General features: G+C 74.7%; 13 protein-coding genes. 6 read left to right on the top strand and 7 right to left on the bottom strand.

The features are described 5' to 3' along the window. Window position 1: 1 nt before the first annotated feature. Window positions 2-1,213, bottom strand: a complete 1,212-nt coding sequence (locus tag SM452_RS05590; RefSeq protein WP_463839413.1) for a cytochrome P450 — start codon at window positions 1,211-1,213, stop codon at window positions 2-4. 157 nt (window positions 1,214-1,370) lie between these two features. On the opposite strand from SM452_RS05590, the gene SM452_RS05585 reads away from it, so the two are divergent. Further along, the gene (locus tag SM452_RS05585) at window positions 1,371-2,534 is read left to right on the top strand and encodes a nucleotide disphospho-sugar-binding domain-containing protein (RefSeq protein ID WP_463839412.1); all 1,164 of its coding nucleotides are present in this window, start codon (window positions 1,371-1,373) and stop codon (window positions 2,532-2,534) included. Window positions 2,535-2,544: 10 nt separating this feature from the next. After that, window positions 2,545-3,747 (top strand): cytochrome P450, encoded by a 1,203-nt coding sequence (locus SM452_RS05580; RefSeq protein WP_463839411.1) that lies wholly within the window; start codon window positions 2,545-2,547, stop codon window positions 3,745-3,747. A gap of 4 nt (window positions 3,748-3,751) precedes the next feature. Here the strand turns inward: SM452_RS05580 and SM452_RS05575 are convergent, their stop codons facing one another. Next, window positions 3,752-5,161 carry a condensation domain-containing protein gene (locus tag SM452_RS05575; protein WP_463839410.1) on the bottom strand — a complete coding sequence of 470 codons (1,410 nt, stop codon included), beginning with the start codon at window positions 5,159-5,161 and terminating at the stop codon, window positions 3,752-3,754. 65 nt (window positions 5,162-5,226) lie between these two features. On the opposite strand from SM452_RS05575, the gene SM452_RS05570 reads away from it, so the two are divergent. The 3 genes from SM452_RS05570 (at window position 5,227) to SM452_RS05560 (ending at window position 7,601) form a co-directional block, all read left to right on the top strand. Then, window positions 5,227-5,907, top strand: a complete 681-nt coding sequence (locus SM452_RS05570; protein ID WP_463839409.1) for a 4'-phosphopantetheinyl transferase family protein — start codon at window positions 5,227-5,229, stop codon at window positions 5,905-5,907. 74 nt (window positions 5,908-5,981) lie between these two features. Then, window positions 5,982-6,275: a phosphopantetheine-binding protein gene (locus SM452_RS05565; RefSeq protein WP_232236583.1), complete on the top strand. Its 294-nt coding sequence runs from the start codon at window positions 5,982-5,984 to the stop codon at window positions 6,273-6,275. A gap of 12 nt (window positions 6,276-6,287) precedes the next feature. Further along, window positions 6,288-7,601, top strand: coding sequence for a glycosyltransferase family 2 protein (locus SM452_RS05560; protein WP_262011941.1), 1,314 nt, complete (start codon window positions 6,288-6,290; stop codon window positions 7,599-7,601). Window positions 7,602-7,614: 13 nt separating this feature from the next. On the opposite strand, the gene SM452_RS05555 is transcribed toward SM452_RS05560, so the two are convergent. From SM452_RS05555 to SM452_RS05540, 4 genes are all read right to left on the bottom strand, one after another. Beyond that, window positions 7,615-8,853 (bottom strand): beta-ketoacyl-[acyl-carrier-protein] synthase family protein, encoded by a 1,239-nt coding sequence (locus SM452_RS05555; RefSeq protein ID WP_355509847.1) that lies wholly within the window; start codon window positions 8,851-8,853, stop codon window positions 7,615-7,617. 65 nt (window positions 8,854-8,918) lie between these two features. Beyond that, a complete protein-coding gene (locus tag SM452_RS05550; RefSeq protein ID WP_013286876.1) occupies window positions 8,919-9,179 on the bottom strand; it encodes an acyl carrier protein in 261 nt (86 codons plus the stop codon). Between the two features lie 96 nt (window positions 9,180-9,275). Then, window positions 9,276-10,529 (bottom strand): cytochrome P450, encoded by a 1,254-nt coding sequence (locus tag SM452_RS05545; protein WP_262011943.1) that lies wholly within the window; start codon window positions 10,527-10,529, stop codon window positions 9,276-9,278. Beyond that, a complete protein-coding gene (locus SM452_RS05540; RefSeq protein WP_262011944.1) occupies window positions 10,520-11,482 on the bottom strand; it encodes a PaaX family transcriptional regulator in 963 nt (320 codons plus the stop codon). Before SM452_RS05540 ends, SM452_RS05545 begins: the two co-directional genes overlap by 10 nt. 255 nt (window positions 11,483-11,737) lie before the next feature. Between SM452_RS05540 and SM452_RS05535 the strand changes: the two genes are divergently transcribed. Beyond that, complete coding sequence (locus SM452_RS05535) at window positions 11,738-13,108, top strand: extracellular catalytic domain type 1 short-chain-length polyhydroxyalkanoate depolymerase (protein ID WP_463839718.1); 1,371 nt, start codon at window positions 11,738-11,740, stop codon at window positions 13,106-13,108. Between the two features lie 78 nt (window positions 13,109-13,186). On the opposite strand, the gene SM452_RS05530 is transcribed toward SM452_RS05535, so the two are convergent. Beyond that, the gene (locus SM452_RS05530; RefSeq protein ID WP_194799048.1) at window positions 13,187-13,942 is read right to left on the bottom strand and encodes a GntR family transcriptional regulator; all 756 of its coding nucleotides are present in this window, start codon (window positions 13,940-13,942) and stop codon (window positions 13,187-13,189) included. Window positions 13,943-14,022: the final 80 nt, after the last annotated feature.

Raw genomic sequence — 14,022 nt, 5'->3', positions numbered from 1 at the left:
GTCACCAGGCGACCGGGAAGGAGGCGATGCCGCCGTTCATCCGGTCGTGCCGCCACGGGATCTCCGCCAGCGGCACGGCCGGCGACAGCGCCGGCATCCGGGTCAGCAGCGCCCCGAGCGACAGCTCCACCTGCATCCGGCCCAGCGCCGTGCCGAGGCAGAAGTGCGGCCCGAAGCCGAAGGTCAGGTGCGGTACGCCGGGCCGGCGGTCGATGTCGAAGACGTTCGGCTCGGGGAAGAACCGGGGGTCGCGGTTGCCGGCCCACGGGATCGCCATCACGCAGTCGCCGGCCCGCATCGCGACCCCGCCGAGGACCAGGTCCTCGCGAACCACCTGCACCCGGAACATGGCGCTCACCGACGTGTAGCGCAGGATCTCGTCGGTGGCCGCGGCGAGCTTGCCCGGCGCGGCGCGCAGCTTCGCCAGCTGCTCCGGGTGCTGGAACAACGCGCGCAGGCCCGCGCTCGTCGAATTGATCTCCAGCCCGCCCAGCAGCACGCCCATGGCCAGCTCGACCAGTTCGGCGTCGACCAGCTCGTGCGCGCCGCCGCCGCGGACCCAGGCCGAGAGCAGGTCGTCGCCGGGCTCGGCCCGCTTGCGCGCCAGCTGCCCGGCCAGGTAGTCCCGCAGCTCGGCCTGCGCGGTCGCGGCGGCGGCCGAGCCGTACGCGGTGACCGAGTTGAGCCCCTCGATCCAGGCGTAGAACCGGGGCCGGTCGGCGGCCGGGACGCCGAGTACGTCGCACACCACGAGCACCGGCAGCGGCGCCACCAGTCCGGCCACCACGTCGGCCGGACGCGGACCGGCGAGCATGGCGTCGACCAGCTCGTCCACCAGCCGCTGCACCCGGGGCCGGAACGTCCCCGTGCGCCGGGCGGTGAACGCGCGGCCGGCCACCCGCCGCACCACGGCGTGCGCCGGGCCGTCCATGTTCAGCTCCCGGTGACCGCCGCCGTCCGGTGTCGCCGTCGCGCCCAGCGGCAGCCGGGAGAAGCGGGGGTCGGCCAGGACGGTGCAGCAGTGCTCGTAGCCGAGCACGAGCCAGGCCGCCCGCCCGTCGGGCAGCCGAACCCGGCTGACCGGCTCGGCGACGACCATCTCCAGCAGCTCGGCGGGAAGGTCACCGGTGAACGGTTCGAACGGATAGGAACGCAGCCCGGAATTGACTGTCACCGGGCCGCCGGGCGGCTGATCGCGGTCCACCTCGGACATCGGCTAAGAGTCCAGCATCGGTTAGTCCGGCGTCAATATCCGCCGCGTGCGTTCGCGGCCTTCCACGTACCGGTGTCGATCCCCTAGCATCGGTTCTCCAGGGCTGCCGTTTCGCCGCGCGGATTGGTGGGATTTGACTGCGCCGCTGCGAATTCTGATGTCGACGTGGGGCTGGCGGTCGCATTTCTACAGCCTGGTCCCGCTCGGCTGGGCGTTGCAGGCCGCCGGTCACGAGGTACGGGTGGCGAGTCACCCGTCGATGGCCGCCACGATCAGCGCGGCCGGGCTCGCCGCCGTACCGCTGGGCGCGGACGTCGACTTCGCCGAGGCGTTCGCCGGCCGGATCGACGCGGTGGCCCCGCTCGCCGGTTCCGCGCCGTCCGGCGCCGTCGAGCCGGCGATCACCGCCGACGGCGGGGTGGTCCGGTTCGCCGACGCCGTCCTCGACGACATGGTCTCGTACGGCCGGTCCTGGCGGCCGGACCTGGTCCTCTGGGAGCCGTTCAACCTGGCCGCGCCGGTGGCCGCCGCCGCGCTGGGCGTGCCGGGTGTGCTGAACCTGTGGGGGCCGGACTCCTCGACCACGCTGCGCCTGGACCCGGACGAGGTGGTCCGGCCGCTGGCCGCCCGGTTCGGGTTGCGCGCCGCCGACGTGCCGCTGGACGGCGTCCTGACGCTCGACCCGGTGCCGCCGCCGATGCAGGTGCCGATGCGGCGCCCCGGCCGCCCGGTTCGGTTCGTGCCGTACAACGGTCCGGCAGTGGTGCCGGACTGGCTGCGCCGCCCGGCGGACCGGCCCCGCGTGTGCGTCACGGCGGGCACCATGATGGCCGGTGCCGGGCTGCACGACCGGCTCGACCTGGGCGGGGTGATCCGCGCGGTGGCCGGGCTCGACGTGGAGGTCGTCGTGGTGGTCGAACCGCGCCAGCACGAGGGGCTGGGTCCGCTGCCGGCCCGGGTCCGCCTGGTCGACGGGCCGCTGGCGGTACGCCTGGTGCTGCCCACCTGCGCCGCGCTCGTGCAGCAGGGCGGGGCCGGCACCACCATGACCGCGCTCGCGTACGGCGTGCCGCAGCTCGTCCTGCCCCAGGTCAGCGACCAGCACTTCAACGCCGGGAGGCTGGCGGTCGCCGGCGCGGGCACGTGGCTGGCGGGCGAGCGGGCCACCGCCGACGCGGTCCGGGACCACGTCGCCGAGCTGGTCGGCGACGGGCCCCGGCGGCGGGCGGCGGCGCTGATGCGTGACCGGGTCCGCGCCATGCCCGCCCCCGCCGACCTGGTGCCGACGCTCGCCGCCCTGGCCCGGGGCGGCCCGATCTGAGGAGTCGCAGATGACGCAGGACCCACCCGCCATCCCGTACCCGCTCGCGCCGGCTCCGACGATCTACCACCCGTCGCCGGACTACACCCGGATGCGCGAGTCGTGCCCGGTGGCCCGGGTCGAGCTGCCCGACGGGGCGTGCGCGTACCTGGCCACCCGGCACGCCGACGTGCGCCGGGTCTTCACCGACCAGCGGTTCAGCCGGGCCGCCGCGGCCGGCCCGAACCGCCCGACCCGGGAACTCGGCTCGCTCGCCGAGGACTCGCTGATCGGGATGGACCCGCCGCGGCACACCACGATGCGCCGGGCCGTCTCGCACGCGTTCACCGTCCGCCGGGTGGAGGAGCTGCGCCCGACGGTCGCGGCGCTGGTCGACCGGATGATCGACGACCTGGAGGCGGCCGGCCCGCCCGCCGACCTGATCACGCACGTCTCCGGTCCCCTGCCGATCTCCGTGATCAGCACGCTGGTCGGCATCCCGGAGCGGGACCGGGAGCGGGTACGCCGGTGGTCGGACGCGCTCGTCGGCGACTGGGACGCCGACCCGGACGCGCCGCGGGCGGCGCTGGAGGCGTTCCGCGAGCTGATCGACCAGCGGCGCCGCGAGCCCGGCGACGACCTGATGAGCGCGCTCATCAAGGTCTGGGACGACCACGACGACCTGACCGAACGGGAGCTGGTGTCGGTCACCGCCGGCATCTTCGTGGGCGGGCACGAGACCACCACCAACCAGCTCAACCTGTTCCTGCTGGTGCTGGCCCGCCATCCCGAGCAGCTCGCCGGGCTGCGCGGCGACGATCCGGTGGCGGTGGCCCGGGCGGTCGAGGAGCTGTCCCGCTTCATCCAGCTCGGCGACAACGGGGTGCTGCTGCCCCGGGTCACGACCGAGGAGGTGGAGCTGGGCGGCGTACGCCTGCCGGCCGGCGCCGCCGTGCTGCCGGCGATCGCGTCGGCCAACCGGGACGCCACGGTGTTCCCCGGCGCGGACACGCTCGACCTGGGCCGCGTGCACAACCCGCACCTGGCGTTCGGCGCCGGCCCGCACCACTGCCTGGGCGCGGCGCTGGCCCGGATGGAGTTGCAGGAGGCGCTGGGTGCGCTGCTGCGGCGACTGCCGGGGCTGCGGCTCGCCGTCGACGAGGCGGAGCTGCGGTTCCGGCCGGGGCTGGTGGTGCGCAGCCTGGAGTCGCTGCCGGTGACCTGGGACCGGTGACCGGTCAGCCGCCCGCCGACCCGGGGACGACCCGGGTCGGCGCGGCGGGGTCGAGCGCCGCCTCCACCGCAACCTCCTCCACGCCGCGCAGCAGCCGTTCCGCCTGCTCCTCGGTGAAGCAGCCGAAGTCGAAGATGACCTGGAGGTGGACCGTCTCCGGCTGGTCCTCGACGGTGATGAAGACCTGCTCGGGCAGGTGGTCCAGCGGGCCGTCCCAGACCAGGAACGTCTCGTCGGCCCGGCGGCGGATCCGCTCGGCGGTCACCGGGTCGTCGTGCAGCCCGTCGTCGGCCGCCTGCCGGGTGGTCACCCGCCGGTCGTTGATCCGGCAGCTGATCCGGGCCGGGTACCCGCGTTCGGCGTCCAGCCGGTCCGAGACCTCGGCGAGCTGCGCCGGGTCGTAGTAGGCGTACTTCCCGGCGGAGACGGCGGCTCGGCGGGCGCGCGCCACCACCTCGTCCACAGTGGAGTCCGCGGTGTCGACGCGCAGCACGCCGTTCTGGCTGAGCGGGGCGATGGCCTCGGCGAAGCCCGGCCGGAACCGGTTGCCGACGATGAGCTTGGCGGTGAGCGGGCTGACGCCGGTGGCCCGGCCGATCGCGATCGCGATGACCGCGAGCAGCACGCGCGAGGTGTCCGTGCGGGTCCGCGCCGCGATGGCCCGCACCGCCAGGTACGCCGCGGGCGAGCTGAACCGGCCGTGCCAGTACCGGTGGCCCCGGCGCCCACCGGCCGCCGGCTCGCCGAACGTCAGCGGCGGGACGTCCCGCAGGTGTTCGGCCCAGTGGCGCACGGCCCGGTCGCTGAGCCGGCGCAGCGGCGGCGTCTCCTCCCGCCGGCCCAGTTCGAGGATCTGCACGGTACGCGGGTCGGCTACCCGGCGGACCGGCCGGCCGGCCAGGCCGAGGTCGGCCAGGATGAGGGACGTGGCGGTGCCGTCCACCACGAGGTGGTCGATAGTCAGCACCCGGTGCACCAGCGCGCCGCGGTGCCGGATCACCGCCATCCTCACCGACCAGTCCCGGTAGAGGTCGTAGTGGCTGAGCAGGCGGGCGTGGCCCAGGTCGTAGGCGAACGCGGCCACGTCGGCCGGGTCCGCGTCGTCGGGCACGTCCACCACGTCCAGGACCGTCTCGCCGCTCGCCGACACGACCTGGCACGGGCCGCCGCCGTCGCCCGCGCCGAGCCGCATCCGCAACGCCGGGTGCCGGGCCATCAACGCGGCGAACTCGGCCACCACCTGCTCGATCGTGACACCCGCGGGCATCGGGTGGGCGCCGCTGACGTTGTGCGTCCAGCCGGTCTCCCGCATGTCCTGCATGATGGCCTTCTGCCCCCAGGTCAGGGGCGCGGTGCCGGCGCCCGGCCCGGCGAACGCCACGGGAACCTGGGCCTGGACCGTCTGCGCGAACACCCGCTCATCAGAGCAACGCGCATCGGTGTGTGTCAACGTGACGGCGCACGGTTACGCTGCCGTCCATGCGGGACGCCGTCCGGGTCTGGATCGTCGCGGTGGCGGTGCCGGCGGACGAGCTGGCCCGGTACCGGGCGGTGCTCGACGCGGACGAGCGGGACCGGGCCGCGCGGCTCGGCGCCGGGGCGCTGCGGGACCGGTTCACGGTGGCGCACGGCGCGCTGCGCGTCCTGGCCGGGCGGGCCACCGGTGCGCCACCGGCGGCGCTCGCCTGGCGCCGGGGCCGGTACGGCAAACCGGCGCTGACCGGCCGGTGGAGCGGCCTGCACACGAGCCTGTCGTACTCCGGCGACCTGGTGGCGGTCGCGCTCAGCGAGGGCCGCCCGGTCGGGGTGGACATCCAGCACGTCGCGCCGGGTGGTGACCCGGTGTCGGCGTCCGCGCGCTTCTTCGACCCGCGGGAGGCCTGGCACGTCGCCGCCGGACCGGACCCGGCCGGCCGGGCACTCCGGTTCACCCGGCTGTGGGCGCGCAAGGAGGCGGCGGTCAAGGCGGCCGGGGGCCGGCTGTGGCCCAACCTCGCCGTGCCGGTGCACCGGGTCGACGTGGTCGAGTGCGTCGAGCCGGCCGGCGCGCACCGGCTCGCCGACCTGCCCACACCCGCCGGGTACGCGGTGGCGGTGGCGCTCGCCGGCGACCGGCCGTACGCCGTCGAGTGCCGCGTCGGCCTCGGTCACGATCGGTGACGCTCGCCGCACCCGTTGACACCTGCCGATGTCCCCTGCTCTGATGACTCCATGCCGACGCGCATGATCGACTCGTGGGACGCCCGGTGCTAGAACACGACGCGCCGGCCGACGCGCCGCCCCGTGACCAGGTCGTCGACCGCCTGACCGTCCTGCTGACCCGCATGCTCCGGCCGGACGCGCCGGTCACCGAGCAGACCCAGCTGATGGACGACCTCGGCCTCAGCTCCTCGCTCGGCCTGGAACTGCTGCTGTCGCTGGAGGACGAGCTGGAGATCCAGATCGACGTCGAGGAACTCGACGAGGATCGGATGGCCACGCTCGGCGACCTGGCCGACTACATCACCGCCAACTCCACCCCGCGCTGAGCAGGCCGAGACGTGGACCGGCCCGGCCTGAGCGTGGTGGTGCCCGCGCACGAGAACGGCTCCGCGCTCGACGCGACGCTGCGGTCGCTGACCCGGCAGACGCTGCCGACCGGCGACTTCGAGGTGATCGTCGGCGACGACGGCTCGGCCGTGGCACTGGGCCCGGTGGTGGACGCCTACCGGGACCGCCTGCGGATCGACTACGTCCGCAGCGAGCGGAACCGGGGCCGCAGCGCCAACCGCAACGCGGCGGCGGCCCGGGCCCGCGCGGACACGCTGATGTTCCTGGACGCCGACACGGTGGCCCATCCCGGGCTGCTGAAGCGGCACCGCGACTTCCACGCCGGGCGAGCCGGGCGGCCCGGGGTGCTGCTCGGGCAGCGGTACGACCTGGACTGGGCCGGCGCGGACGCGCTGCGCCGGGGCGACCCGGTCGCCCCGGCGATGCTCGACGCCGAACGCGGCGACCCGCGGTTGGAGGACATCGCCCTCCCGCAGCGGACGGACGACTTCCCGAGCGCGCCCTGGGTGCTGGGCCTGACCCACAACGCGTCGGTGGACCACGAGTCGTTCCGGCGGGTCGGCGGCTTCGACGAGGCGATGGTCAAGTGGGGCTTCGAGGACCTCGACTTCTTCTACCGGGTGTTCCACCTGCACGGCGCCCCGGCGGAGCTGTTCCGGCTGGACGTCGACGCGCTCTCGTACCACCTGCCGCACTTCCGCAAGACGTCGAACGGGCTCGCCTCGATGGACAACATGAAGTACCTGCTGCGCAAGCACCTGCGCTACGACGTCGAGGTGCTGTACGGGCTCAACACGTTCGGCCGGCACCTGGGCCGGATCCGGCTCTACGGCCAGGCCATCGAGGCGTACCGGGCCGGTGGGCTGGGCCGGCCGGACGTGCTGCCCGCGTCGTTGCGCGAGGAGCTGGCGGCGAGCGCGGCGCTGGTCGTCGGCAACGGCGTGTCCGCACTGGACCTGGGTGCCGGGTCGCACACGTACGACCACGACGCGCCGGTCGGCGAGACGAACTCCCACCTGCTCGGCACCGTGCTCCAGCAGTTCAAGGCAGGTGCGCTGGACCTGATCGTCAACGTCGACATGTGGCGGTGCCTGCTCCCCGAGGACCTGCCCGCGTTCCTCACCCGGGGGCTGCTCAAGGCCGACCGGATCGAGCTGGTCGCCACCCGGACCGGCCCGGACCAGCGCGCCCTGCTGCCGGTGCCGCTGGTCGCCGACCTCGACTACGTGGCCGAGATGCTGCGCCCGCACTTCACCGTCGCCGTCGCCGCGTACGACGCCGCGACCGTGATCACGCTCCGCTGAGGCACGCCGCCGCTCAGGCGGGCCGGGCCAGGACGAGGCTCACGTTGTGGCCGCCGAAGCCGAACGAGTTGGACAGCACCGCGTCCACCGCCACCGCCCGCGCCTTCTCGCGGATGTGGTCGACCTCGCCGTCGCGCTCCGGGTCGTCCAGGTTGTGGGTCGGCGGCAGCAGGCCGCGGCGCAGCGCCTCGACCGCGATCGCCGCCTCGATCACGCCGGAGACCCCGAGCATGTGCCCGGTCACGCCCTTCGTCGAACTCAGCGGTGGCGGGGCGGCGCCGTAGACCTCGGCGAGCGCGGCCAGCTCGGCGGCGTCCCCGGCCCGGGTGCTGGTGCCGTGCGCGTTGACGTACCCGATGTCGCCGGGCAGCAGCCCGGCGTCGCGGACGGCCATGCGCATGCAGCGGGCCGCGCCGGCGCCGTCGGGGCGCGGCGTGGTCGGGTGGTGGGCGTCGTTCGTGGCGCCCCAGCCGAGCACGTCGGCGTGGCGGTGGGCACCGCGCGCGGCGGCGTGCGCGGCGCGTTCCAGGACGAACACCCCGGCGCCCTCGCCGAGGACGAGCCCGTTGCGGCGGCGGTCGAAGGGGCGGCTCGCGGCGGCCGGGTCGGCCCAGCCGCGGGCGAGCGCGCGGGCGTTGCCGAACGCGTCGGCGAACGTCGGGAACAGCGGCGCCTCGGCGCACCCGGCGAGCACCACGTCCGCCTCGCCGGCGCGCAGGATGCGCAGCGCCTCCCCGATCGACTGCGCCCCGGCCGCGCACGCCGTGCCGATCGACGACGTGTAGCCGTGGATGCCGAACTTGATCGCGATGCGGGCCGCGCCCATGTTCGGCAGCGTGCCGGGCAGCATGTACGGGCTGACCCCGAACCGGCCCCGCCCGGCGCGGGCGAGCACCTGCTCCTCCAGCGTGGACAGGCCGCCGACGCCGGAGACGACGACCGCCACCCGGTACGGATCGACGTCCTGGCCGATCCGCAGCCCGGCGCCGGCGAGCGCGTCCTCGGCGGCGCGCAGCACCATCACGATCGACCGGTCCACGACGCGGGACTCCGGGCCGGGCAGCACGCTCGCCGGGTCGATCGCCGGGGCGAACGCGGCGACGTCGACGACGCCGTGCAGCGGATGGCCGACCGGCGGCCGGGTGAGCCCGGACCGGCCGTCGCAGACCGCGTCGAACACCTCGGCGGCGGTCGCGCCGACCGGGCTGACCAGTCCGATCCCGGTGACGGTGACCGGTTCGCGCACGCTCACCGGACCCGCCGCGCCGGCGTGGGCGCCGGGACGCCGCGCGGCCGGGTGCCGTGCCCCGACATCGGTCAGTGCGCCGAGGCCGGTGCGATGCGCGCCGCCACCGTCCGGCTGAACTCGCCGACGGTCATCATGGCGAGGTCCTCCGCCTCGTCGTCGTCGAAGGCGACCCCGAACCGGTCCTCCACGCGTACGGCCAGCTCGGCCAGGCCGAGGGAGTCCACGTCGAGCCCGGCGGGCCCGAAGACGGTGTCGTCGTCGACGTCGGAGACGTCGTACTTCATCTCGGTGAGTGCGGCGAGGAGGAACGCGCGGATCTCGTCGGTCATGTCCGGTGTTTCCCTTCCACGGTGTCCTGGCGGCGCGCTCGACCTGCTCGACGGAACGTGTGAGGCGCGGAGCGGACACTCCGCGTAGCATCGACCTTACTCGATCGGGTTGGTTTGGCAAGGTGCCCGACCGGTCAGCCGTACCGGTAGCCGGTCGTACCCGCGCAGCATCAGTGCGCGGCGCGGGCCGGGCTCGGCGGCCAGCGCCGGGAAGCGGTCCAGCAGCCGGGGCAGCACCAGCCGCCCCTCGGCGCGGGCCAGCGTCGCCCCGAAGCAGTAGTGCGGCCCGGCGCTGAACGCCAGGTGCCGGTTGTCGGGGCGGGACGGATCGAACCGGTCCGGGTCGGGGAAGCGGCGCGGGTCCCGGTTCGCGGCGCCGGTCAGCACCACCACGGTCCGGCCGGCCGCCACCGGGAGACCGGCGACCTCGGCGTCCTCGGCGGCGTAGCGGACCGCGAAGTGCACAGGCGGCTCGTACCGCAGGATCTCCTCGACGTACGACGCGGCCAGCGACGGATCGGCGCGCAGCGCGTCCCGGGCGTCCGGCCGCTCGGTGAGCAGCACCAGCCCGTTGCCGAGCAGGTTCGCGGTGGTCCGGAACCCGGCGTTGTACATGATGATGAGGTTGGCCAGCAGCTCGTCGGAGGTCAGCCGGCCGGGTTCGTCGTCCAGGCCGCGCAGCAGCGCCGAGACGAAGTCGTCGCGCGGCGCCGCCCGGCGCGCGGCGACCAGGCCGGTGAAGTACGCGGTCAGCTCCGCCGCGGCCACGTTGGCGGCCCGGACCTCGCGCATGGACCGGCGGCCGATCTCCAGCACCGCGTCGAACGCGCGGACCCGGGACGGGAACCACTCCCGGTCCGCCTGCGGCACGCCCAGCAGCTCACCGATGACGTCACTGGGCAGCCGCAGCGCGAAGCGCGCCATGAAGTCGACCGGCCGGCCGTCCGCGCCCTCGGCGGCGAGCCCGTCGAACAGGTCGTCGGCGATGCGCCCGATGGCCGGTTCCAGCGCGGCGACCCGGCGCGGGGTGAGCGCCTGGGAGAACAGGTGCCGGACCCGGAGATGGTCGCCCTCGGCGGCGTTGAGCATCGACGACTGGAGGATCCGGATCACCTGGTGCTCGCGCCAGCGCACGCCGGCCCGGTCCAGGTACTCGGCGCCGAGCACCCGGAAGACCGGGTCGCGCAGCACCCGGTTGACCGCGTCGTACCCGTGCACGACGAGCGCGTGCGGGTCGGCGGGCCGCAGCGCGACCGCCTCCCCCGCCTCGTGCAGCCGGGCGTAGAACGGGTACGGGTCACGCCGTACCTCGTCACCGAGCAGCTCGTCGAGGGAGATGGTCACGCGCATGGCCGCTCCTCGCGAATGCCGGCGAGCATGTCGGCGGTGGTGTGCGCCCGGATGCCCGGCGGCACCGGCTCGGCGAACCGCGCGACGACCGCCCGGACGTGGGTCTCGGCGGCGTCGGCCAGGCCGTCGTAGACGGCCGCGAACAGGTCCCGGGCGGCCCGGCGCGGCCATCCGGCGGGGAGCAGTTCCAGCGGCAGTCGCGGGTCGAGCGTGGGGAACCGCCGGTACGTGTCCATCACCTCGGTCCGGGCCCGCACGGCCGCGGCGCCGTCGACGGTGCCGAGCCGCGACACCATCGGGGTCCACCGGCGCAGGAACGCCTCGTACTGTCCGCTGATCGCGTCGACGTCCCAGGCGTCCACGGGGGCGCGCTGACCGATCGCGTCCAGCGCGTCCTGCCGGCCCCGGAACACCGTGACCGCGCCGAGGGCGAGCGGGGCGAGCCGGGCCCGCGCGGGCGCGGTCAGCTCGTACGGCGAGATCCACAGCCCGTCGTAGAGCGGCGCGAAGCCGAGCCAGCGCAACTGGCCGCGCAGCGCCCGGCGTTGCGCCCCGTGGTCCTGCGGCAGCGAGAAGGCGACGACGGTCCAGCATCCGTCCCACGTCTGGACGTCGGTCGTGGAGGCGATGATCCAGTTCCCGCCGGCGGACAGGTACTCGGCGGCGGAGCGGCTGAGCCGGTAGAAGCTGTTGCGGCCCTGCCGGCTGCCCTCCAGCACCCCCCGGCGGGCCAGCCGGCTGATCGCGGTACGCGCCCCGGCGCTCGTCACCCCAGCCTCGCCGAGCAGGGCGACGATCGCCGCGGACGGCAGGTCGGCGCGGGTGCGCAGCGTGTAGTCGGCGAGCAGGGTCACCGCGACGCTCTGCGGCGAGGTGCCGGCCTGCCGCCGGGGCAGCCGCGCGGCGGGCCCCTCGTCCGGGTAGATCTCCTCGATGTCGAACGGGTTTGCCACGCGCGCTCCGGGCTCGGCTCAGGGACGGTGCACCGACTGTAGACGAACGCCGCCGCAGCTCATCGGAGCGCATCGATTGACACTTCAGCGTCCGGCGGGAACACTATGTGCCACACGACGGAGCCGGGCCGGGCGAGACACGTCAATGGGCGAGACGCGACACCGCGGCGGTCCGGGCCGCCGGCGCGGCGCGCGCCCGCCCGTCACCGCCCGCACAGGGCGATCGAAGGAGATTCCGTGAGAATCAGAGCCAAGATGGTGGTGGCCCTGGCCGCGTCGCTGGTGGCGGCCGGCCTGGTGATCCCCGCCGTCCAACCCGCGTACGCGGCGTCGCTGACCGAGGTGACCAGCTTCGGCGACAACCCCGGCCGGATGCGCATGCACGTCTACGTCCCGGACACCCGCCCGGCCCGGCCGGCCACCGTGGTGGCCATGCACGGCTGCGGCGGCTCCGGCCCCGGCTTCTACTCCGGCAGCGAGTTCGCCGGGCTGGCCGACCGGTACGGCTTCATCGTCATCTACCCCAGCGCGACCCAGCAGGCCGGCTTCGGCAACTGCTTCGACACCTGGTCCGACGCGGCCAAGCGGCGCGGCGGCGGCAGCGACCCGGTGTCGCTCATCTCGATGGTCCGCTACGTCCAGCAGCAGTACGGCGCCGACCCGGACCGGGTGTACGCCACCGGCAGTTCGTCCGGCGGCATGATGACCAACCACATGCTGGCGCTCTACCCGGACGTCTTCAAGGCCGGCGCGGCGTTCATGGGCGTGCCGTTCAACTGCTTCGCCGGCGCCGCCGACTATCCCCCCGGCTCCAGCCAGTGCACCGGCGGGAACATGAACCGCACCCCGCAGCAGTGGGGTGACGCGGTCCGCCAGGCGTACCCCGGCTACACCGGGCCCCGCCCCCGGGTGCAGTTGTGGCACGGCACCAACGACACGCTGGTGCCGTACTCGCTGCTCCAGGAGACGATCGAGCAGTGGACGAACGTGTTCGGCCTCAGCCAGACGCCCACGTCCACCGACACCCCGCAGTCCGGCTGGAACCGGCGGCGCTACGCCGACGGCACCGGCACCGTGCAGGTCGAGGCGTACAGCATCCAGGGCGCCGGGCACAGCCTGCCGTCGGCCGGCATGGCCGCGGCCGCGGTGGCGTTCTTCGGCCTGACCACCACGCCGGGCCCGACCACGCCGCCGCCCGGCCCGACCACGCCCCCGCCGGGCCCGACCACGCCCCCGCCGGGCCCGACCACGCCGCCGCCCGGCCCGACCACACCTCCGCCGGGCCCGACCACGCCCCCGCCCGGTACGGGCGCCTGCTCGGTGAGCATCGAGCTGAACGCCTGGAACAACGGGCTGACCGAGAACATCACCATCAGCAACACCGGCTCGACCGCGGTGAACGGCTGGTCGCTGACGTTCACGCTGCCCAGCGGCCAGACCATCACCTCGGGCTGGAACGCCTCCTACTCCCCCGCCTCGGGTCAGGTGACCGCGCGCAACCTCGCGTACAACGCGGTCATCCCGGCTCGCGGCTCGACCACCATCGGCTTCCAGGCCACGCACACCGGTAACACCGCCCGGCCCGGCTCGTTCAGCCTCAACGGCTCACCCTGCACGCTCGCCTGACCGGCACTCCACACTCCGACGTTCCTTCCCACGGCGCCGGGGGCGGCCCCGCGACCCGAGAGGTCGCGGGGCCGCCGTCTACTCGGCCGGCGAGGCCGGTTCCGGCTCCCCGCCGCGACTGATCCGCAGGGTCAACACGTCGGTGCGAACCGTGATGTGGCCGTGGAACAGCGGCGCGCCGCCCGTCCCGTAACCGACCTGGGTCGCGGTGACCAGCGGGTGTCCGATCGCCACGCCGAGCCGCTCGGTGGCCTCCTCGTCGGCGAGCACCGCGGAGAGTTCGATCTCCGCCCGCCGCACCGGCATGCCGGTCGCGCTGGCCAGGAACTCGAACATGTCCAGGTCGATGCTGAGCAACCCGGACGGGTCGAGGTCACGGCCGTCGAAGCGCAGCGGCAGGTGATCACGGATCCAGGCCGCCGGTACCCCGTCCACGGCGAAGAGCCGGTCGACCCGCCACACCGGCGAGTCCGGCTCCAGGCCGAGGACGCGGGCGCAGTCGGCCGGGCACTTCGCCCGGCTGACCGCCGCGTCCTGAAGCGTCGGACGGTGGCCCGAGGCGGTGATCCGGTCCCGCAGCGCGGTGACGTCCCCGATGGACACCGGCACCCGTTCGGCGTCGTCGTGCACGAAGGTGCCGATCCCCCAGGTCCGGGTGACCACCCCCTCGGCGACGAGCTGCCCCAGCACCTCGCGCACGGTCGCGCGACTGACCTCCAGACGCTCGGCCAGGTCCCGCTCGTTGGGCAGCTTCTCCCCCGACCGGAACTCGCTGCCGATCAGCTGCCGTAGCCGGCCGTGCGCCGCCTGTAGCGCGGTCTCCCGCCGAGCCATCCGCCCTCACCTCATCACTGCCCGCCGCCGCGTCGGCGTACGGAGTGTAGTTCGTCCGCGTGCGCTCAGCCGATCACCCG

The sequence above is a fragment of the Micromonospora sp. SYSU B005 genome, assembly GCF_055362685.1.
Note: the sequence above shows the minus strand (reverse complement) of the source record. Positions and strands in the feature narration are given on the sequence as shown.